This is a genomic window from Pseudomonas idahonensis (genome assembly GCF_037903935.1).
Taxonomy (GTDB): Bacteria; Pseudomonadota; Gammaproteobacteria; order Pseudomonadales; family Pseudomonadaceae; genus Aquipseudomonas; species Aquipseudomonas danubii.
In genome coordinates, this window is record NZ_CP149586.1 from 2,602,958 (window position 1) to 2,622,825 (window position 19,868).

The 19,868-nt window shown below is 65.1% G+C and carries 18 protein-coding genes and 1 pseudogene; 6 read left to right on the forward strand and 13 right to left on the reverse strand.

The genetic code is table 11. The features are described from left to right. Positions 1-29: 29 nt before the first annotated feature. From WIN67_RS11890 to WIN67_RS11935, 10 genes are all read right to left on the reverse strand, one after another. Positions 30-1,382 (reverse strand): MFS transporter, encoded by a 1,353-nt coding sequence (locus WIN67_RS11890; protein ID WP_213666066.1) that lies wholly within the window; start codon positions 1,380-1,382, stop codon positions 30-32. Positions 1,383-1,484: 102 nt separating this feature from the next. Further along, positions 1,485-2,474 (reverse strand): amidohydrolase family protein, encoded by a 990-nt coding sequence (locus WIN67_RS11895; RefSeq protein ID WP_110653019.1) that lies wholly within the window; start codon positions 2,472-2,474, stop codon positions 1,485-1,487. Then, positions 2,471-3,043 (reverse strand): 3-hydroxyanthranilate 3,4-dioxygenase, encoded by a 573-nt coding sequence (locus WIN67_RS11900; protein ID WP_339071317.1) that lies wholly within the window; start codon positions 3,041-3,043, stop codon positions 2,471-2,473. The genes WIN67_RS11895 and WIN67_RS11900 overlap by 4 nt, the downstream gene beginning before the upstream one ends. A gap of 2 nt (positions 3,044-3,045) precedes the next feature. Continuing rightward, positions 3,046-3,480 (reverse strand): RidA family protein, encoded by a 435-nt coding sequence (locus tag WIN67_RS11905; protein ID WP_102880017.1) that lies wholly within the window; start codon positions 3,478-3,480, stop codon positions 3,046-3,048. Then, entirely contained in the window at positions 3,477-4,268 is a 792-nt protein-coding gene (locus WIN67_RS11910; RefSeq protein WP_339071318.1) for a 2-keto-4-pentenoate hydratase, read from the reverse strand. Before WIN67_RS11910 ends, WIN67_RS11905 begins: the two co-directional genes overlap by 4 nt. Next, positions 4,265-5,299, reverse strand: a complete 1,035-nt coding sequence (dmpG, locus tag WIN67_RS11915; protein ID WP_339071319.1) for a 4-hydroxy-2-oxovalerate aldolase — start codon at positions 5,297-5,299, stop codon at positions 4,265-4,267. Before dmpG ends, WIN67_RS11910 begins: the two co-directional genes overlap by 4 nt. Before the next feature lie 12 nt (positions 5,300-5,311). After that, positions 5,312-6,250, reverse strand: coding sequence for an acetaldehyde dehydrogenase (acetylating) (locus WIN67_RS11920; RefSeq protein WP_213666070.1), 939 nt, complete (start codon positions 6,248-6,250; stop codon positions 5,312-5,314). A gap of 13 nt (positions 6,251-6,263) precedes the next feature. Beyond that, the gene (locus WIN67_RS11925) at positions 6,264-7,076 is read right to left on the reverse strand and encodes a 2-keto-4-pentenoate hydratase (RefSeq protein WP_253166014.1); all 813 of its coding nucleotides are present in this window, start codon (positions 7,074-7,076) and stop codon (positions 6,264-6,266) included. A gap of 13 nt (positions 7,077-7,089) precedes the next feature. Next, entirely contained in the window at positions 7,090-8,550 is a 1,461-nt protein-coding gene (locus WIN67_RS11930; protein ID WP_110594934.1) for a 2-hydroxymuconic semialdehyde dehydrogenase, read from the reverse strand. A 96-nt stretch (positions 8,551-8,646) separates the two neighbouring features. Next, positions 8,647-9,618 carry a LysR substrate-binding domain-containing protein gene (locus WIN67_RS11935; RefSeq protein ID WP_339071320.1) on the reverse strand — a complete coding sequence of 324 codons (972 nt, stop codon included), beginning with the start codon at positions 9,616-9,618 and terminating at the stop codon, positions 8,647-8,649. Positions 9,619-9,831: 213 nt separating this feature from the next. On the opposite strand from WIN67_RS11935, the gene WIN67_RS11940 reads away from it, so the two are divergent. From WIN67_RS11940 to mnmH, 3 genes are read left to right on the forward strand one after another with little or no spacing between them, the layout of a single operon-like run. Continuing rightward, positions 9,832-10,197, forward strand: a complete 366-nt coding sequence (locus tag WIN67_RS11940) for a nuclear transport factor 2 family protein (protein WP_339071321.1) — start codon at positions 9,832-9,834, stop codon at positions 10,195-10,197. Positions 10,198-10,240: 43 nt separating this feature from the next. After that, complete coding sequence (gene selD, locus WIN67_RS11945; RefSeq protein WP_047303467.1) at positions 10,241-11,275, forward strand: selenide, water dikinase SelD; 1,035 nt, start codon at positions 10,241-10,243, stop codon at positions 11,273-11,275. Next, positions 11,275-12,375, forward strand: coding sequence for a tRNA 2-selenouridine(34) synthase MnmH (gene mnmH / locus WIN67_RS11950; RefSeq protein WP_170004197.1), 1,101 nt, complete (start codon positions 11,275-11,277; stop codon positions 12,373-12,375). The genes selD and mnmH overlap by 1 nt, the downstream gene beginning before the upstream one ends. A 52-nt stretch (positions 12,376-12,427) precedes the next feature. Here the strand turns inward: mnmH and WIN67_RS11955 are convergent, their stop codons facing one another. The 3 genes from WIN67_RS11955 to WIN67_RS11965 all read right to left on the reverse strand — a co-directional run bounded on the left by WIN67_RS11955 (position 12,428) and on the right by WIN67_RS11965 (position 15,245). Continuing rightward, positions 12,428-12,769 (reverse strand): DUF3077 domain-containing protein, encoded by a 342-nt coding sequence (locus WIN67_RS11955; RefSeq protein WP_016964563.1) that lies wholly within the window; start codon positions 12,767-12,769, stop codon positions 12,428-12,430. A gap of 398 nt (positions 12,770-13,167) precedes the next feature. Beyond that, complete coding sequence (locus tag WIN67_RS11960) at positions 13,168-14,223, reverse strand: permease (protein ID WP_339071322.1); 1,056 nt, start codon at positions 14,221-14,223, stop codon at positions 13,168-13,170. A gap of 359 nt (positions 14,224-14,582) precedes the next feature. Then, positions 14,583-15,245, reverse strand: coding sequence for a histidine phosphatase family protein (locus WIN67_RS11965; RefSeq protein WP_339071323.1), 663 nt, complete (start codon positions 15,243-15,245; stop codon positions 14,583-14,585). Between the two features lie 219 nt (positions 15,246-15,464). On the opposite strand from WIN67_RS11965, the gene WIN67_RS11970 reads away from it, so the two are divergent. The 3 genes and pseudogenes from WIN67_RS11970 to WIN67_RS11980 all read left to right on the forward strand — a co-directional run bounded on the left by WIN67_RS11970 (position 15,465) and on the right by WIN67_RS11980 (position 19,640). Continuing rightward, the gene (locus WIN67_RS11970) at positions 15,465-16,169 is read left to right on the forward strand and encodes a glutathione binding-like protein (protein WP_102864156.1); all 705 of its coding nucleotides are present in this window, start codon (positions 15,465-15,467) and stop codon (positions 16,167-16,169) included. A gap of 339 nt (positions 16,170-16,508) precedes the next feature. Then, positions 16,509-17,688 (forward strand): annotated as a pseudogene (locus tag WIN67_RS11975) (integrase core domain-containing protein). Between the two features lie 1,106 nt (positions 17,689-18,794). Continuing rightward, positions 18,795-19,640 carry a PhzF family phenazine biosynthesis protein gene (locus WIN67_RS11980; protein ID WP_102880006.1) on the forward strand — a complete coding sequence of 282 codons (846 nt, stop codon included), beginning with the start codon at positions 18,795-18,797 and terminating at the stop codon, positions 19,638-19,640. Positions 19,641-19,868 lie beyond the last annotated feature (228 nt).

Here is a 19,868-nt window from a genome sequence, read left to right on the forward strand (position 1 = left end):
TGCTATTGGACGATAACCTTGGCTTGGGCTCAGTCCTGTTCCATGGCCTTGCTCGTCGGTATTGCGGCCGAATGCCCCAGACGCTTCATCCAGCCCAGGGCCAATCCCGCCAGCAGCACCGGCACGGCGATCCAGGCGAAAAATTGCTGCAGGCCGCCGGCCTGGGCGAACAGCCAGCCACCGAGCAGCGAGCCGATGATCGAGCCGGCACGACCCGCCGCCAGGGCCCAGGCCACGCCGGTGGCCCGGGAGGCGGTGGGGTAGAGGGTGGCGGCCACCACGCTGAGGTTGTTTAGGGTGCCGGTGAGGCTGAAACCGGCCAGGAACACGATGGCCAGGGTGCCGGCGGCGCTGTGCAGTTGGCTGCCGGTGAGGGCCAGGGCGCAGGCGGCGATCAGGCACAGCCAGGGCAGGATGCGCAGGGCGCCGATACGGTCCATCAGCAGGGCCATGGCGATGCCACCGAGCACGCCGCCAAAGGGGATCATGGCGCTGATCCGTGCCGCGCCGCCGGTGTCGTAGCCGCTGGCGCGCAGCACCGTGGGCAGCCAGTTGGTCAGCAGGTAGAACACGAACAGGCAGCAGAAGAAGGTCAGCCACAGCAGCAAGGTGCGGGCCAGCTGGCCGGGGCTGAACAACGCTGAAAGTGGCGAGCGTGCGCCGGCCTCGCCGCTATCGCCCACCAGTCGCACCCGTTCCCAGTCGGACTGGCCGCTGATGCGGGTGATGATGCGGCGCAAGGTGGCGGTGTGGCGCGGGCTGTTGGCCATGAAGCACACCGATTCCGGCAGCGCCAGGTACAGCACCGGCAACAGCAGCAGGGGCGCCAGGCCGCCGATCAGCAGCAGACCCTGCCAGCCCACCCGGGGCAGCAGCGCGCCGGCCACCGCGCCGCCCAGCGCCAGGCCCAGGGTGAAGCCGGAATAGCTCAGGGTCACTAGCAGCATGCGCCGCCGCGCCGGGGAGTATTCCGAGCTCAGGGTGATGCAGTTGGGCAGCACGCCGCCCAGGCCGATGCCGGTGACAAAGCGCAGGATGCTCAGCACTTCGATGTTCGGTGAAAGCGCCGTGGCCAGGGTGCCCAGGCCGAAGATCGCCACGCAAATCAGCAGTACGCTCTTGCGCCCGTGGCGGTCGGCCAGGGGGCCGAAGCAGAAGCTGCCCAGGAGCATGCCGAACAGCCCGGCGCCGAAGGCCGGGGCCAGTTGCGCGCGTTCGATGTTCCAGCTGTGGATCAGCTCCGGGGCGATGTAGCCAATGGCGGCCGTGTCGAAACCGTCCAGCAGGACGATCAGGAAACACAGCAGCAACACGCGTATCTGCAAGGCGCCCAGTGGGCTGCGGTCGATGAGTTCACTCAGGTGTTGCGTTCGCTCGTACATGGGTGGCTCCTTATAGGTTTTGTTCGAGGCGGGCATGGGGTGCCCGCCGGATGACCACGGTGACGGGTGCAGCGAGGGGGATGAGGGGCTGAGTGCGGGCACTCAGTACAGGTTGAAGAAGTCCTGGGCGTTGCCGCCGAGCAGGCGTGCCTTGTCGGCTTCGGCCAGGGTCGGGTGGTCGGCGATGCCGCTGCCGATGCGCTGTTCGCCGAGGGGGAAGGGTGAGTCCGAACCCAGCATCACCCGTTCACTGCCCATCACCTCTACCAGCAGTTTCAGGGCGCCGGGATCGAACACCGCGGAGTCGACGCAGAAGCGTTTGACGTAGCTGGACGGCAACTGCGGGCAGTCTTCGCGGACGATGTCGCGGTGACGCCAGGCGTTGTCCACCCGCCCCAGAAGAAAGGCGAAGCCGCCACCGCCGTGGGCGAAGCAGATGCGCAGGGACTCGGGCAGGCGCTCGAACGCCCCGGAGAGAATCAGCGACAGAATTCCCAGCTGGGTTTCCGCCGGCATCGCCACCAGCCACGGCAGCATCCATTTGCGCATGCGCTCGCCGCCCATCATGTCCCAGGGGTGCACCAGCACCGGGATCTGGTTACGGGCGCAGTGATCGAGAAAGGTCACCAGATGATCATGGTCCAGGTCGTGATTGCCCACGTGGTTGCCGATCTGCACGCCGACGTGGCCGATGGCCTGGGCCCGGCTGGCTTCGGCGCAGGCGGCGTCCAGGTCCTGCAGCGGCACCTGGGCCAGGACCTTGAGCCGGCGTTCGTGGCCGGCGGTCATGGCCATGGCCCGGTCGTTCATCAACTGGGCCCAGGGCAGGGCCCGTTCGATGGGCGCGTCGTAGGCGAACATCACCGGCGTGGCGCACATGATCTGCAGGTCCAGGCCTTGCTCGTCCAGGTGCTCGACACGTCGCGCCGGGTCCCAGAGCACGTCGTGCACCGGACGAAAGGCTTTGTCGCCGACCATGATCTGGCCCCGGGCGCCGTCCTTGTGCAGCCAGGGCGCGCGCACCGGGTCCAGGCGCGCGGCCTCGGCCTGGCTGATGTCGGGGAAGAAGTGCGAATGCATGTCGATTTTCATAAGGGGGTCGCTGCCTTGAGGGTGTGGTGCCAGGTCTGCCAGTCGCGGCCCGGGTGGATTTCGCCGCAGCCGGTGCAACGCCGCTGCTCCTGGCTGGTGGCGTAGAACTCTTCGTAGATCGGCGGCAGGTCGTTGACGATGCTGTGCAGCTGCATTTCATAGCGCTGGATCAGCGTGCCGCAGCGGGCGCAGGACCATTGCAGGGCGTCCAGCAGGCCCTTGGGCCGCTGGCGCTCCACCACCAGGCACAGGCTGCCGGGCTCTGGGCGTTGCGGGGAATGAATGACGTGGGGCGCCATCAGGTAGATGTCGCCCTCACGCAGGTCGATGCGTTCGTAGCGGCCGCGGTCCCAGATGTTCAGGTAGGCATTGCCCTTGAACTGATAGAAGAACTCTTCCATGGGGTCGTCGTGAAAGTCGGTGCGCTGGTTGGGGCCACCGACCACGGTGACCATGAAGTCGGCGTCCTGCCACACCTGACGGTTGCCCACCGGCGGTTGCAGCAGATGGGCATGTTCGTCCAGCCAACGGTTGAAGTTCAGCGGTGCGCTGTAGTGGTGCTTGTCCATTGTTATTGTTCTCGGCGATTGAGCGGGGCGTAGGCCACCGCCTTGATTTCGATGCGCAGGTGCGGGTGCGGCAACTGATGCACGGCCACGGTGGTGCGGGTCGGGCCCTGTTCGTCGAAGTACTCGGCGTAGACCTGGTTGTAGGGACCGAAGTCGTTCATATCCACCAGGAAGGCGCTGATTTCCACCAGGTCCTGCAGCCCGGCGTTTTCGCTGGCGAGGATATCGCGGATGTTCTCGATCACCGCCCGGGTCTGGGCGCGAATGTCCAGGCAGGTGGTGCCCAGCTCGTCCACTTCGACGCCGTCGAAGCTGTTGTCCGGACGCCGGGAGCTGGTGCCGGAGACGAACAGCAGATCGCCGGCGCGCTTGATATGGGGGAAGCGGCCCCGGGGCTTGGCCTTGCCCGGCACCAGGGTCGCGCGGTTGACGGTCATGAGCGTTCCCCTTGGGCCTGGCCGCTGCAGGTGAAGGCGCATTCGCCGTAGCCATTGATCTCCACCGTCAATTGCGCGCCGGGTGTCAGGGCCACGGCGGCGGTGGCGGCGCCGGCCATGATCAGGCTGCCGGCGGGCAGGCTGATGTCGGCCCGGGCCAGCAGTTGCGAGGCGTGCACCAGGCTGCGCAGCGGATGGCCGAGGATTGCCGCGGTCGAACCGGCCTCCACCAGGGCACCGTCCAGGCGCATCAGTACCCCGGCGTTGGCCAGGGTGGAAAAATCCCGGGACCAGGGGCCGAGCACCAGCCCGGCCGAGGAGCAGTTGTCCGCCACTACGTCCTCCAGGCTGAATTTGAAGGCCTCGTAGCGCGAGTCGATGATCTCGATGGCCGGGGCCACGGCCTCCAGATAGTCCACGGCTTCGAGCTGGGTCAGCGGCCGGTCGATGGCGCGCCGGGTGAGGAAGCACAGCTCCGGTTCGGCCCGGGGGTGGATGTAGCGATCCAGGTTCAGCAGGCCGCCGTCCTCTTCCAGCATGGCATCGGTGAGCCAGCCCCAGATCAGGCTGTCGACGCCCATCTGCTGCATCTTGGCGCGGCTGGTGAAGCCCAGCTTGAGGCCGATCATGCGTTCGCCATCGGCGTAGCGGTGGGCCATGGAGGCGCGCTGGATCTGGTAGGCCTGCTCCAGGTTGAAGGGCGTGTGCCGGCTGAACTGGGGCAGGGCGCGAGCGTTGCGCGCGGCCTGATCCAGGGCGCTGGCGATGGGGGCAAGATCGAGGTTCATGGGCGGGACTCCCGGGCAGCGAGCAGGTCGAGGGCGACGTCGACGATCATGTCTTCCTGGCCGCCGACCATGCGCCGGCGGCCGAGTTCGACCAGGATGTCGACGGTTTTCAGGTCGTACTTGTGGGCGGCTTGTTCGGCGTGGCGCAGGAAGCTGGAGTAGACCCCGGCGTAGCCCAGGGCCAGGGTTTCGCGGTCGACCCGCACCGGTCGGTCCTGCAGCGGGCGCACCAGGTCGTCGGCGGCGTCCATCAGGCGATAGAGGTCGGTGCCGTGGTTCCAGCCCAGCTTGTCGGCGGCGGCGATGAACACTTCCAGCGGCGCATTGCCGGCCCCGGCGCCCATGCCGGCGAGGCTGGCGTCGATGCGCTGGCAGCCTTCTTCCACCGCCACCAGGGAGTTGGCCACCCCCAGGCCGAGGTTGTGGTGGGCGTGCATGCCGGTGGCGGTGTCCGGCTTGAGCACGGCCTTCAGCGCCCGGAAGCGCAGGCGGATGTCCTGCATGTTCATGGCGCCGCCGGAGTCCACCACGTAGATGCAGGTGGCGCCGTAGCTTTCCATCTTCTGCGCCTGCACGGCGAGATTTTCCGGGCTGGTCATGTGGCTCATCATCAGAAAGCCCACGGTGTCCATGCCCAGTTCCCGGGCACATTCGATGTGCTGGCGCGAGACATCGGCCTCGGTGCAGTGAGTGGCCACCCGCACCACCCGGGCGCCGGCCCGGTAGGCGGCCTTGAGGTCGTGCACGGTGCCGATGCCGGGCAGCAGCAGGGTGGCGATGCGCGCGTGTTCGAGCACATCGGCCGCGGCTTCGATCCATTCCAGATCGGTGTGGGCGCCGAAACCGTAGTTGAAGCTGGAACCCTGCAGGCCGTCGCCGTGGGCCACTTCAATGCTGTCGACCCGGGCCGCGTCCAGGGCCCGGGCGATGGCCTGGACCTGATCCAGGCTGTACCGGTGGCGGATGGCGTGCATGCCGTCACGCAGGGTCACGTCGGAAATGTAGAGCTTGTTGCCGGGGTTGAAAGTCATGGCGAAGCTCCTTCAGCGGTTGAGCAGCGACTGGGCCATGCGCTCGGCGGTGGCCAGCGCGGCGCAGGTCATGATGTCGAGGTTGCCGGCGTAGGCGGGCAGGTAATGGGCGGCGCCCTCGACCTCCAGGAATACCGAGGTCTTGAGCCCGCTGAAACGCCCCAGGCCCGGGATCAGCAGCGGCGCCGAGGCCGGGATCGGCTCGAACTGCACCTGCTGCTTGAGCCGGTAGCCGGGCACATAGGCCTGCACCGCCGCGGCCATCTCGTCGATGGAGGCGGCGATCTCCCGCTGATCGGCGGCGGCCGACAGCATCAGCACCGTGTCGCGCATGATCAGCGGCGGTTCGGCCGGGTTCATGACGATGATCGCCTTGCCCCGGGTGGCGCCGCCGAGGGTCTCGATGGCGTGGCGGGTGGTTTCGGTGAATTCGTCGATGTTGGCCCGGGTGCCGGGGCCGGCGGATTTGCTGGCAATCGAGGCGACGATTTCCGCGTAGTGCACCTGGGCCACCCGCGACACCGCGGCCACCATGGGAATGGTCGCCTGGCCGCCGCAGGTGACCATGTTCAGGTTGAGGCTGTTCAGGTGCTGCTCCAGGTTGACCACCGGAATGCAGTAGGGGCCGATGGCCGCCGGGGTCAGGTCGATCAGGCGGATGCCCGGCTTGGCCTGGCGCAGCACGGCCTCGTGGTGCTGGTGGGCGGCGGCCGAGGTGGCGTCGAAAACGATGTCGATGGCGGCAAATTCAGGCATGCGCAGCAGGCCTTCGACGCCTTCGTGGGTGGTGGCCACGCCCAGGCGCCGGGCCCGTTCCAGGCCGTCGGAAGCCGGGTCGATGCCGACCATGGCGCTCAGTTGCAGGTGCCGGGCCTGACGCAGGATCTTCAGCATCAGGTCGGTGCCGATATTGCCCGAGCCGATGATCGCAGCCTTGAGGGTTGGGTTCATGAGTGGCTCCGGTTCATTGGACGCTGGCGAAGGCGGCGCTGACGCTGCCCAGGCCCTGGATGTGCGCGGTGAAGCGATCTCCCGGCTGCACCGCGACCATGGGCCCGAGGGCGCCGGTCAGGAGGATGTCGCCGGCCCGCAGCGGCGTGCCCAGGCGGGCCAGGGTGTCGGCCAGCCACAGGGCGGCGTTCAGCGGGTTGCCCAGGCAGGCGGCGCCGGCGCCCACCGACACCGGCTCGCCACGCCGGGTCAGGCTCATGCCGCAGCGCACCAGATCGAGTTTTTCCAGGGCCACCGGCTGGCTGCCGAGCACGAACAGCCCGGACGAGGCGTTGTCGGCGATGGTGTCGCTGAGGCGAATGTCCCACTGGGCAATGCGGCTACCGACGATTTCGATGGCCGGCAGGGCAAAGGCGGTGGCGCGGATCAGGTCGGCCACGGTGTGGCGCTCATGGTTCAGGTCATGTTCCAGCACCAAGGCCACCTCGGCTTCGACCTTGGGCTGGCAGGTGTCGCTCCAGGCGATGGGCTGGTCGTCACCCCGGGCCATGTCGGCGAACAGCTGGCCGAAGTCCGGCTGGTCCACCCCCAGTTGCTGCTGCACGGCGCGGGAGGTCAGGCCGATCTTGTGGCCCACCGGGCGGCGTCCAGCATCGATGGCCGCCAGGTTGTTGTAGTGCTGCACCTGGTAGGCCAGGTCGGCCAGGGAGGTGTGGGGTTGCGCGGCCTGGGCCTGGGCGATCAGCTCGCGCACCGGGGCGCAGGGCTGGCCGGTGAACTGGGCCTGGCGCAGGTGGTGCGCCGCTTCAATCAGGTCTGCATGCATGTCGGGGTGCCCCTCAAGGGTTGACGCAGATGGTGGTGATCTCGGAGTAGAAATCCAGGGAGTGACGGCCGCCTTCGCGCCCCACGCCCGAGAGCCTTGTGCCGCCGAACGGCGTGCGCAGGTCGCGCAGGAACCAGGTGTTGACCCAGACCATGCCCACACGGAAGCGCCGGGACAGCTGATGGGCGCGCTTCAGATCGCGGGTCCACAGGGCCGTGGCCAGGCCATAGGCCGAGTCGTTGACCCGGCGCAACACTTCGTCCTCGGTGTCGAACGGGGCGATGTGGCAGACCGGGCCGAACACCTCTTCGCGCAGGCAGCGGGCGTGGTCCGGCAGGTCGGTCCAGATCGTCGGCTGGACGTAGGCGCCCTGGTCCCGGGCATCGCCGAACTGCGGAATGCCGCCACCGCTGACCAGGGTCGCGCCTTCCTCCAGGGCCAGTTGGAAGTAGCCCAGGACCTTGTCCCGGTGCTTGTGGGAAATCAGCGAGCCCATGTTGACCCCGTCTTCATCGGGGTAGCCGATCTTCAACTGTTCGGCGCCGGCCTTGAGGGCCGCGACGAAGCGCTGGTAGATCGGCCGTTCGACGTAGACCCGCTCCGAGCACAGGCACACCTGCCCGGCGTTGGTGAAGCTTGCGCGCAGCACCCCGGCCACCGCGGCGTCGAAATCGCAGTCGGCGAACACCACCGCGGCGTTCTTGCCGCCCAGCTCGAAGGACACCTCGCGCACGCCTTCGGCGGCGGCTTTCATGATGGTGGCGCCGGTACGGGACTCACCGGTGAAGGTGATGGCATCGACGTCGCGGTGGGCGGTGAGGAACTCCCCGGCCGAATTCGGCCCGAAGCCGTGCACCAGGTTGAACACGCCGGCCGGCACCCCGGCGTCGCGCATCACTTCGGCCAGCAGGGTGGCGCTGGAGGGGGTGTCCTCGGACGGCTTGACCACCACCGAGTTGCCGCAGGCCAGGGCCGGGGCGACTTTCCAGGTGAGCAGCAACAGCGGCAGGTTCCACGGCGAGATGATCGCCACCACGCCGTGGGGCTTGCGCACGCTGTAGCTGAACACGTCATTGCCGTCGGCGCCGCGCATCTCGAAGATTTCGCCGCCGGATTGGCGCAGCAGCTCGGCGAAGGTGCGGAAATTCTGCACCGCGCGGGCCACGTCCAGGGTGCGCGCCTGCTGCACCGGGCGCCCGGTGTCGGCGACTTCGGCGGCGACGAACGCCTCGAAACGCGCCTCGATGCCGGCGGCAATCCGCAGCAGCAGATCGGCGCGCTGGCTGGCGCTGTAATCGGCCCAGGGGCCGGACTGCGCCGCCTTGGCCGCGGTCACGGCGCGGTCCACCTGGGATCGGTCGGCCTCGCAGACCTGGCCCAGCACGCGGCCGTCGACCGGGGAGATATTGGCAAAGGTCTGGGGGCTGGCGACGAACTCGCCGTCGATGAAATGACGCAGCAGGGCAGTGGACACTTGAACCTCCGAAACATGGGTTTCGGGGCGAGTGTAGGAAGGCCTGGTATTAGTGAATAATCAAAGATCGGCCGCTAACTATTAACAATTGGAATATCAGGGCGAGGCCTGGATCGGCACTTGCCCGCTGTCGGACTCTGCCCGGGCCAGGTCCAGGCATTCGCGAAACAGCCGGGCCGCAGGGCCCAGATTGCGCTGGGCGGCGTAGAAGCAACCGATCTCGCCGAACTGCAACGGCGTCCCCAGATCGAAAGCCTGGAGCATGCCGGCCTGGATGAACTGCAACGAGGCCTCATAGGGCATCAGGGCCACGGTGCGCTGATCCTGCATCAGGGTGATGTTGGTGAGGATCGACAGCGACTCGGCAACATTGTCCGGCGTCGGCAGGCCATTGTCGGCGAACAACCGGTCGGCGGTGCGCCGCAGCAACGAGTCGCGGGTCGGCAGCACCCAGGGGTAGGCGTGCAGGTGTTCCAGGCTGACCGGCGTCTGCTGGTGCAACGGGTGATGGGCGCCGGCGACGATGCTCAAGTCCTCGCGGTACAGCACGTCGACCTCCAGGGCCTCGCTGCGCCGGTGCCAGTCGTCCGGCACTCGGCCCACCACCAGATCCACATCGCCCACCGCCAGCGCCGGGAACAACTGGTCCATCTGCCCGACCCGCAATGACACCAGCACCCCCGGCGCGCGCTGCTTGAGCAACTGGATGGCCCGGGGCAGCAGCGAGGTCGAGGCCGAGATCAGGGTGCCGACCATCACCTGCCCCGAGGTGCCTTCCTGGAAGGCGTTGACCTCGTCGGTCAGGGCCCGCAGTTCCGCCAGCAAGGACTTGGCCCGTTGCACCACCACCTGGCCCAGCTCGGTGGCGCTGACCCCGCGGTTGCTGCGCACCAGCAGCGGCGCCTCGAAGTAGGATTCCAGCTCGTGAATGATCTTGGTCACCGCCGGCTGAGTCAGGTTCAGCGCCTGAGAGGCGCGCACCAGCGAGCCGCTTTGTAGCACCTGCTCGAACACCACCAATTGGTGGAACTTGAGCTTGCGGGCGATGGACTGGGTGGTGAACTTCATGGCGGGCTCCGTCAGCGTCTTGCCCTGGCCTCGGGTGAGGGTCGGGGGGGCGCTTTTGTGGGTATGAGGACAAGCGTGCCCGGGCAGGGCGCTGCAAGCCTAACCAAAGTCCGGCGCATTTGCTTGGTTCAAGCGCTACCGCAGGTGTCCTGCCTTGAGGGGCAGGGCGCGGATGCTAGAGTGCGCCACTGATCCGCCGCCCCGGGAGTGACCATGGAATTGTCCGACCACCTGTTGATGCTCGAACGCCAACTGCAACAAGCCGAAGTGCGCGCCGATCGCCAGGTGCTGGAAGCCTTGCTGGCCGATGACTTTCTCGAATTCGGCGCCAGCGGCGGACGTTGGAACAAGGCCCAGGTGCTGCACAGCCTGCCGCAGCAGGACTTCATCGAACGGCGCATCAGCGAGTTTGCGCTGCAGCGCCTGGCGGCCGATCTGGCCCAGGTCACCTACCTGTGCCATAACGCCGCAGCCGGTGGGCGCGCGGCCGGCAGCGCCTGGCGCAGTTCGCTGTGGCGCTGCCGCGAAGGGCGCTGGCAGATGCTGTTCCATCAGGGCACGCCTCGGCCCAGTGCCTGAGGGCTCTGCTAGAATCCCGGTCCCAGACTTGACGAGGTGCCCCATGAGCGAGCCGATTCGCCTGACCCAGTACAGCCACGGAGCCGGCTGCGGCTGCAAGATTTCCCCCCAGGTGCTGGAGGTGATTCTGGCCGGCAGCGGGGCGCAGAACCTCGATCCCAAGCTCTGGGTTGGCAACGCTTCGCGCGATGACGCGGCGGTCTACGCCATCGACGAAGAACGCGGCGTCGTCTCCACCACCGACTTTTTCATGCCCATCGTCGATGACCCCTTCGACTTCGGCCGCATCGCCGCCACCAACGCCATCAGCGACATCTACGCCATGGGCGGCGACCCGTTGATGGCGATCGCCATTCTTGGCTGGCCGGTGAATGTGCTGGCCCCGGAAATCGCCCGGGAAGTGATCCGTGGCGGCCGCGCCGTATGCGACGCGGCAGGCATTCCCCTGGCGGGCGGCCACTCCATCGACGCGCCGGAGCCGATCTTCGGTCTGGCGGTGACCGGGCTGGTGGAAAAACGCTTCATGAAACGCAACGACACCGCCACCGCCGGCTGCCTGCTGTACCTGACCAAGCCCCTGGGGATCGGCGTGCTCACCACCGCCGAGAAAAAGGGCAAGCTGCGCGACGCCGACATCGGCCTGGCCCGCGACTGGATGTGCACCCTGAACAAGCCCGGCAGCCGTTTCGGCAAGCTCGAAGGGGTGACCGCGATGACCGACGTCACCGGTTTCGGCCTGCTCGGGCATCTGGTGGAAATGGCCGACGGCAGCGGCCTGACCGCGCAGATCCACTACGACCGCGTGCCTCGTTTGCCTGGGGTCGAGTACTACCTGGATCAGGGCTGCGTGCCCGGTGGCACCTTGCGCAACTACAGCAGCTACGCCGAGAAGATCGGCCGGGTCCAGGAGCTGCACAAACGCGTGCTCTGCGATCCACAGACCAGTGGCGGCCTGCTGGTGGCGGTGACCCCGCAAGGCAATGCCGAGTTCCTCGCCCTGGCGGCGGAGCTGGGCCTGGAACTGGCGCCCATCGGTGAACTGGTGGAGCGACAGAGCCACGCGGTCGAGGTGTTCTGATGCCTCTGGACTGCACCGACTACCGCGAGATCTTCCTCAACGACCGGCCGATGATGGACACCCGGGCGCCGATCGAATTCACCAAGGGCGCCTTTCCCGGGGTGCTCAACCTGCCACTGATGACTGACCAGGAACGCCAGCGGGTCGGCACCTGCTACAAGCAGCAGGGCCAGCAGGCGGCGATTGTCCTGGGCCATCAACTGGTGTCCGGCGACATCAAGCAACAGCGCGTCCAGGCCTGGGCCGATTTCGCCCGGGCTCACCCCGACGGCCTGCTGTACTGCTTCCGTGGCGGCCTGCGCTCGCAGATCGTCCAGCAGTGGCTCAGGGAGGCGGGCATCGACTACCCGCGGGTTGGTGGCGGCTACAAGGCCATGCGTACCTTCCTTCTGGACACCACCGAGCAGGCCCTGCAGCAATGTGATTTCGTCCTGTTGGGGGGCATGACCGGCACCGGCAAGACCGAAGTGCTGGGCCAGCTGGACAACGCCCTGGACCTGGAAGGCCACGCCAACCACCGCGGCTCCAGCTTCGGCCGCCGCGCCACCGGACAGCCGAGCAACATCGACTTCGAAAACCGTCTGGCGGTGGACCTGCTGAAAAAGCGTGAGCGCGGCGTGCAGAGCTTTGTCCTGGAAGACGAGAACCGCATGATCGGCAGCTGCGCCTTGCCGCTGCCGCTGTACCAGAGCATGCAGGGCCTGCCCATGGTCTGGCTGGAAGACCGCCTCGACAGCCGGGTGCAGCGCATCCTTGACGATTACGTGGTCAACCTCAGCGCCGAGTTCGTGGCCGTGCATGGCGAAGAAGGTTTTGCCCTGTTTGCCGAACGCCTGCTGGAAAGCCTGAACAAGATCCACAAGCGCCTGGGGGGCGAGCGTCACCAGCGCCTGTTCCTGCTGATGGAAGCGGCCCTGGCGGAACAGGCCCGCAGCGGTGACGTGGAGCTGCACCGGGCCTGGATCGAAGGCTTGCTGGGTGAATACTACGACCCGATGTACGCCTTCCAGCGCGAGAGCAAGGGCGCGCGGATCGAGTTCAGCGGCGATCACGGCGCCGTGCTCGATTACCTGCGCCAGCGCCAGCCGCCATCGCGCTAGCGCTCAATGTTCCGCGCGCTCACAGCACCTGAGCGCGCGGTGTGCGCGGGCGTCAGCCGGCAGGGCGTGGACGGTCGAGCAAGGCCTCGACCACGGCCCGGGCCATTTCCACGGAATGCACCATGGACCAGATCAGGCCGCGTTCGATGCCGCTGGCGCGCTCGGTGATTTCATCGGACACCTCCTCGGCGCACTTGAGCAGCAGGGCGACGTGCCTCAGGGCCTCTTCAGCGCTGACCCCGGCTTGCACGCTGAACAGGGTATTGCCCTGGGCATCGCGCAGGCCGAACGGGCGTGCCTGGGTCGGTTTCAGTGCGCTGAGCAGGTTAGCGTTGGCGCGATCCAGCTCGGGATCGCGTAGCGGGCGGGGTGGATCGGGGACGAGCTTTTTCATTGGGGTACCTACGACTCTAAGGTTAAGTAGAGCCGCCGGTCTCGCTTCCACACGAGAGGGTGGCAGCCGTGCGTGGGTGTGGAAGACCGGGGAGTCTTTTGGTACCCAAAACCCGGCGCACCCGAAGGTGCCCCACGCATGGCCGCCATAACACGTATCCGCAGGCGCAAAGCGTCGGCAGGCGCGTTGAAGCGTTGTACCTATGACCCTTCCGGACTTCCACATCCGAGTCGCTGATGGTGCAGCGACCGGGGGAGACTGCCTGACGAAAACCATGGGTACAAGCCGCTCAAAGGCGTTGGCGATTCTCTCGGACAAGCCTTACAAAACAAAGCAAAAACTCTGGTTTCGGGAGCGGCATTCCCTGACCAGTGTGTTTCAAGACAATAAACAGGGCTCTACAACAACACCGCACCAATCAACCCGCAAACAATCCCCACCAGCATGGTCAGCACGGCCACGGTCACCAGCACTCGGGCATCGAAGTCTTTGCGCAGCATCAGCAGCGACGGCAGGCTGATGCTCGGCAGGGTCATCAGCAGGGCCACCGCCGGGCCTGTACCCAAGCCCAGGGTCATCATGGTCTGGACGATGGGAATCTCCGCTGCTGTGGGGATCACGAACAGGGTTCCGGCAATCGCCAGCGGCACCAGCCACCACAGGCTGTCACCCATGGCGCCGTCGATATGGGGGAACAGCCAGACCCGCGCCGCGCCCAACACCAGTACCGCCAGCACGTAGATCGGAATGGTGCTCCAGAACAGTTGCCACAGGGTCTTGCCCCAGCGGCTGAGGAACGGCTGGTCGTTCACCGTGCTGGCTTCCACCACCGCATCCACCGCGGCTTCCGGCAGTTGCTCGGGGCCGGCGACCCGCTGCGCCAACAGGGACACGCCCAGCACCAGGACGATGCCCGCCACCAGGCGCAGGGCGGAAAAGCCCCAGCCCAGGACAAAGCCCATGAACACCAGGGTCGCCGGGTTGAGCACTGGGTTGGCGATCCAGAACGCCAGGGCCGCGCCCACCGAAACCTTCTGCCGCCGCAGCCCGGCAGCCACTGGGGCGGCGCAGCAGGAACACATCATGCCCGGCAAGGCGAACAGCCCACCGCGCAGGGTCGAGCCGAAACCGGCGCGGCCGAACAGGCGCAGCAGCCAGTCCCGGGGAATCAATACCTGCAACAGGGAACCCAAGATCACCGCCAGCACCGCGGCTTTCCAGATGGCCAGGAAGTACACCTGGGAATAGGCCAGGGCGGCGCTCCAGGGCGAGCTTTGCTGATCGTTGAGGATCGACGCGCCGATGCTGTGGCTGTCGGCGGCGACAAAGGCCTTGAGGTAGTAGGGCGACCACTTCACGTAATACAGGCCGATGGCGGCCACGAGCAGGAACAGCAGGGGTTTGCACCAGAACGCCCAGCCGCGAGCGGGCTGGGTGGAGGCGAGGTTGGACATGAAGGGGTTTCCGCACAAAGACAATAAGCGCGAATTGTAGCCGCTGGCGCCGGTGCGCCGCGAACCGATCTCGTCCGGCCTTGCCTGGCGATCCCTCGTCGGAGCGCTGTCGGCCTTGAGAGCGCCGCGTCCCTGCGGGCCGTTCGCAGCCTGCGGCAGCGGCTACACCAATCTCGGATCGGCACTGGCCCTGTAGCCGCTGCCGAGCGTCAGCGAGGCTGCGCAAAGGCCCGCAGGGCCTTGCTTGGCGATCTCGTGTCGAACGCGCAGCAACCTAAAGATCGTGGCGTCTCCTGCGGAGCCGTTCGCAGCCTGCGGCAGCGGCTACAGGGACGGAGGGCGCCTGTAGTCCGGAACCATCAGCTCGGGCAATCCTGCTCGCCGCCGTCCAGGCCCTGCTTGTAGCTCTGGCTGTGCAGGCTGGCCTTGCCGTTGCGCCAGGTCAGGGTCAGCACGTACAGCGAGTCGAAGTCGCTGGAGGCCCAATCCTCGGTAATCGGGCGCCGCTGGCCCACGGCTTCTTCGGCGACCTTGTTGATCAGCTCCGGCAGGTAGCCGTGGGACCAGGCGGTGTAGATGATCGAGTTGTGGTAGCGGTCGTGCAGCAGTTCGTCCGCCAGGTCGCTGGTGTCATTGGCGGCAAAATCGATGTTCACCGGCAGGCCGAGCTTGATGGCGCTGGGGCTGATGGTCATCAAGGGGCGGATGTAGCTGTAGGAATTGTCCAGCTCGCCTTCCTCGACATTGCGCGTCGGGTTGGCGGCGAACACGTACTGCGCCTTGCCGAACTTTTCCGGCAGCAGCGAGGCTAGGTCGATGGCTCGGTTCAGGCCCTGGCAGTTGAGCTGGCCGAGGCCGCCGGCGGGCTTTTCCGCATGGCGCAGGAACACCAGGGTCTGAGTGCCGTCCACCGGTTGCGCGCGGCTGACGCTGGACTCAAGCGACAGGCACAGGGCGCTGCCCAGCAGCAAGGCCGGTAGCAGCAGGTAGGCGCGGTTCTTGAAGCGGCGGGGCAGGGGCATGGCGGGATTCTTCAGCGCAAGGGGTGGAGGCTGACAAACCTGTGTGTTCCCTGTCATCACGGCCGGTGAAGGCAGTGCTTCTGAGTCCCTGGACGGCGTTTGGTTCGATGAGGCGCCAGACTAACCGCGGTATGTTGCCGATTTAAGAAAACCCGGCGGATAATCGCCGACCGTTGCCTCGTGTGGCGCCCCCCTTTTGACTGTCATTGGAAGCCTGTCATGACCGATCTTTCCGCCTTTGCCGTTACCCAGAAATGGCCTGCGCAGTTTCCCGAATGGATTCAACTGTATTCCCTGCCGACCCCCAACGGGGTGAAGGTCTCGATCATGCTCGAAGAGATCGGCCTGCCTTACGAGGCGCACCGGGTCAGCTTCGAGACTCAGGATCAGATGACCCCGGAGTTCCTCAGCGTCAGCCCGAACAACAAGATCCCGGCGATTCTCGATCCCCATGGTCCTGGCGACCAGCCTTTGGCGTTGTTCGAGTCGGGGGCGATCCTGATTTATCTGGCGGACAAGAGCGGGCAGTTGCTGGCCCAGGAATCGGCAGCGCGTTATGAAACCATCCAGTGGCTGATGTTCCAGATGGGCGGCATCGGGCCAATGTTCGGGCAGGTGGGGTTCTTCCACAAATTCGCCGGCAAGGACTACGAGGACAAGCGGCCGCTGGAGCGTTATGTGAACGAGGCCAAGCGCTTGCTGGGGGTGTTGGACAAGCACCTGGAGGGGCGCGAATGGATCATGGGTGAGCGCTACACCATTGCCGATATTGCGACCTTTCCGTGGATTCGGAATTTGGTCGGGTTTTATGAGGCGGGCGGGTTGGTGGGGATTGATAGCTTCCCGCAGGTGCAGCGGGTGCTGGCCAAGTTTGTGGCGCGGCCGGCGGTGATCCGTGGGTTGGAGATTCCCAAGGTGGTTTGAGGTGTTTTTTTTGGGGGGGGGTGAAGGGGGCATCTTCAGTGTTGCGGGTGTGGCGGCTGGCGGTTTTGTCTTTGTGGCGAGGTTGATGGGGTACATATCCGGTGCTTTGGTAACGGCCGCTTATGGTTTCGCTCTTACAGCGAGTGGGAGGGGGGACATATCCATTCCTGCGGGTGCGGCCACTTAGGGTTTCGCCCTTACGGCGAGTCCCTTTTTTTCAAACGCCAAAAAAAGGAACCAAAAAACGCTTGGGTATGACTCACCCACATAGGTAACAAACCAGTTCAAGCACATAGGTAACAGTTTTTAACTGGCAGGGTCGATTCCGAGGATCTGACCATGCCGTGGCGAGAGCTGAACCCTATGGACCTTAAAGTGATGTTCATTGCGGACTATTTATTGGGACGCTTTAACTTCAGCGAGCTGTGTGCGGCACACAGCATCAGCCGAAAAACGGGTTACAAATGGGTAGCCCGTTACAACGCAGACGGTGTGCGCGGCCTTGATGAGAAGAGTCGAAGTCGACATTGTCAGGCGCATCTGATTCCCTTTGAAATCAAGGCCGCGATTATCGAGTTGCGCTCAAAAAGGTCCTACAACGCCGGGGCCCAAGAAGATCCAGGCTTCTTTGGCCGAACGTTTTCCAGGACAGGAACCGCCCTCTAAAACCAGTATCTACAACATCCTCAAACAAGCAGGCCTGGTGACGCCTAGGCGGCTGCGTCAGCGTGTTGCGATTTATCCAAGTCCTTTGAAAAAAGCAGATGTTCCCAATCAGTTATGGAGTGCTGACTACAAGGGGCAGTACCTGACGGGAGGAGGTGTTTGGTGTTACCCGTTGACGGTTATGGACCATGCGAGCCGTTTCTTATTGGCCTGCGAGAGCATGCCCAGCACCAACTTCAAAGACGCCAAGACTGCCTTTGAGCGATTGTTTAGAACCTATGGGATGCCTGAGCGGATACGTACTGACAATGGAGTTCCTTTTGCCAGTGCAGGGCATGCTGGGTTGTCGTTGTTGTCTATCTGGTGGCTACGTTTGGGCATTATTCCCGAACGAATCCAGCCGGGTCGTCCCGAGCAAAATGGTCGCCATGAACGGATGCATCGCACACTGAAAAGTACTCTGGCCAGCCCTCCGGAAATCGAATGGGGCGCTCAGCAAAAACACTTTGATCTGTTCATGCAGCACTACAATCATGAACGGCTGCATGAAGCACTTGGACAGAAAACACCGGCTTCTTGTTATTACAGTTCGCAGCGTACTTATCCGGCTCGGTTACCCGTAATGAGATACCCGAGTCATATAGAAGTCTATGTTGTTGACTCTTGTGGTGTGGTCAACAGAGGTCGTCTCAGGATCTATGTCGGCAATGTTCTCAAGCGCGAAACTGTTGGCTTGGAACGCATTAGCGAGGGGGTTTGGGAGGTCATATTTGGCCCAATCAAGCTGGGCCGCTTTGATCTGAAAGACGCCAAGGATGGTTACATCAGGCTCAATACGGCAGTGCAGGCCTGATTGGGTGTTACCGATGTGCCTGAACTTTTCTGTTACCTATGTGGTTGTCCCGTTCACTGCCCCTCCATGGGCCCCTCGCTAGGGCTCGGGGTTCCCTCGCTTCGGCATTGCTCCGGGGGCCCGCCGCCAACCGGCCATCCATGGCCGGGTGGCGGCTAGCTCGGCATCCTTGCCGAGCTGCCCCCTACGCAACGCCTACGCTCGGCCGGCTGGGAAGGGGCCTGAAGATCAAGATCAAGATCAAAAGCCAAAGCCAAAGCCAAAGCCAAGGTGCGCAGGCCGGCTCTTTGTAGCCGCTGCCGAAGGCTGCGAAACCAGGCGACGCGATATGTCAGGAATATCGGGGAGGCAGGTTTAGCGTCTCCTGCGACGGAGTGCCGCCCAGAGCGTTCGCAGCCTTCGGCAGCGGCTACATGTAACGCGAACGGCAATGAAACAGGCCGGCCGGCAGGCCGCCGTCAGATTTTGATCTTGCTCTGGCTTTTGATCTTGATCTGTTAGCCCCGTTAACCACGATGGCCGAACGCAGGCATTGAGCCGTGGGTAACCCGGCAGGACGCCGGGTTAGCCGCACTGGGCCAGGGATGGCCCATTGCGGCGGCCCACGGATCAATGCCGGAGTGAGGGCATGCCGAGCCTAGGCGAGGCACCGAGTGGAGGGGCAGGAGCCTTTGGTTACTTTGGGCTTTTCAAAGTGACTCGCTGTAAGAGCGAAACCGCCAGCGGCCGCACCCGCAGCAACGGATATGTACACAGCCCACTCGCTGCAAGAGCGGAACCCTAAGCGGCCGTTACCGCAGCAACGGATATGTACACAGCCCACTCGCTGCAAGAGCGGAACCCTAAGCGGCCGTTACCGCAGCAACGGATATGTACACAGCCCACTCGCTGCAAGAGCGGAACCCTAAGCGGCCGCACCCGCAGGAATGGATATGTCCCCCCTCCCACTCGCTGCAAGAGCGAAACCCTAAGCGGCCGTTACCGCAGCACCGGATATGTACCCCCTCCCACTCGCTGTAAGAGCGAAACCACCAACCGCCACACCCGCAGCAACGAATATGTACACTTCACCCCCAGCCCCCCCACCGACCCCAGGCCCCCTCTAAATGCCCGCCCTGAACTTCAAGCAAATCGACGTCTTCAGCGCCACCCCCCTCAAGGGCAACCCCCTGGCCGTGGTGTTCAACGCCGACGAGCTCAGCGACGAACGCATGGCCGCTTTCGCCACCTGGACCAACCTCAGCGAAACCACCTTCCTGCTCAAACCCCGTGACCCCCGGGCCGACTATCGCTTGCGGATCTTCACCACCACCCAAGAGCTGCCCTTCGCCGGTCACCCGACCCTGGGCAGTTGCCACGCCTGGCTCGAAGCCGGCGGTGTGCCCCAGGGCGAGGAAATCATTCAGGAGTGCGAAGTCGGTCTGGTGCGCATTCGTCGTCAGGGCAATCAACTGGCTTTTCTCGCGCCGCCGTTGCTCAAGTCCGGCCCGGTGGAGCCCGAGGTGCTGGAGCAGGTGCGTCGCGGCCTGAACCTGGCGCCCGGGGATATCCTGCAGGCGCAATGGGTCGACAACGGCGCCGGCTGGCTGGCGGTGATGCTCGGCGAGCGCCAGCAGGTGCTGGATCTGCAACCGGACTACCCGGCACTGATCGGTCTGGCCGTAGGGGTGATCGCGCCCTGTGACCCCGAGCGCGATGACACCGATGCACAGTTCGAAGTGCGGGCCTTTATCGCCGGCGACGGCATGCCCGAGGACCCGGCCACCGGCAGCCTCAACGCCGGTATCGCCCAGTGGCTGCTGGGCGCCGGGCTGGCGCCGTCGCGCTATCGGGTCAGCCAGGGCCTGAGCATGGGCCGCGCTGGCAGGATCGAGGTGCAGCAGTTGGGCGATGAGGTGTGGATCGGTGGGGCCGCAGTCACCTGTATCGAAGGCAAGTTTCTCGCGGGGTGAAGCAGCGGCAAGCTTCCAGGTGCAAGCCAAGCGCGGCGCTCTTGTCAGTTGCTGCTCGAAGCTTGTCGCTTGTCGCTGCTCCTTGACCTTGCGTCAGATGGTCGCAGGCCGGCCTGTGCGGGCCCTCGCCAAGCCCATGAATAGCGGGCCTGGCGCTGATTGTTGGCAGATTTGCAAGACTCTCTTGAGCCGTGCGGGTTTGTACCCTGGCGGCTCTGGGCATAAGCT